The sequence below is a fragment of the Vibrio sp. 970 genome (assembly GCF_033339075.1).
Map to the genome: position 1 here is coordinate 1 of NZ_JAWOTW010000446.1, position 636 is coordinate 636.

General features: G+C 46.9%; 1 protein-coding gene. It reads right to left on the minus strand.

All coding sequences use genetic code 11. The features are described 5' to 3' along the window. Nucleotides 1–636: PhnD/SsuA/transferrin family substrate-binding protein (locus R7Q11_RS27210; protein ID WP_225467113.1), on the minus strand; the 636-nt coding region annotated here is incomplete at both ends.

Consider the following 636-nt stretch of genomic DNA (forward strand, 5'->3'; position numbering starts at 1 on the left):
ACCTTGACTGTAGTTTTTAATCGCAGCCAATGGTTGATTAATTTCATGTGCGATGCTGCTACCTAATTCCCCCACAATCGTAATCCGTTGAGCGTGTTCCAACATGCTACTCTTGCGACGTAAATCATTGAGGGTAGCTTTCAACTTTTCTCTACTACGTTTGAACGTCCACTCTAGCCAAAAGTGATAGATAGTCAGTAACACCAATGTTAGCAGCGCTGCGATAGCGACTGCTTGGTTTTTATGTAGCCACTCTTGAACCTTTTGCGCCCAAGGTTTCTGTAAGGGATGTAAGTCCAAATGCTTGTAGACTTTATCTACGTTAACGCTAGGCGCAGGTAGCGTCCAACCCACATTGTTGGCAGCAATAGCGGCTGAATGATCTGCAGGCATTGCAAACAGGGTTTGTGCGACCTTTTGCCCAACATCTACCGGAGCACGCTCCGTCATGGCCATGGTCCAATTTGGGTACAGAGGAGTACTAACTGCGCAAACGGAATCAGCAGGCCTTCTTTCGTTGAGCACTCGCAAATTATGCAGCTCTATCTTGCCTTCGGCCGCCATGTTTTCCAGCGTACAAGCAGGAACAATTGCAACATCAATTTGGTCGTCGATCACATCGAGAATCAACTGATC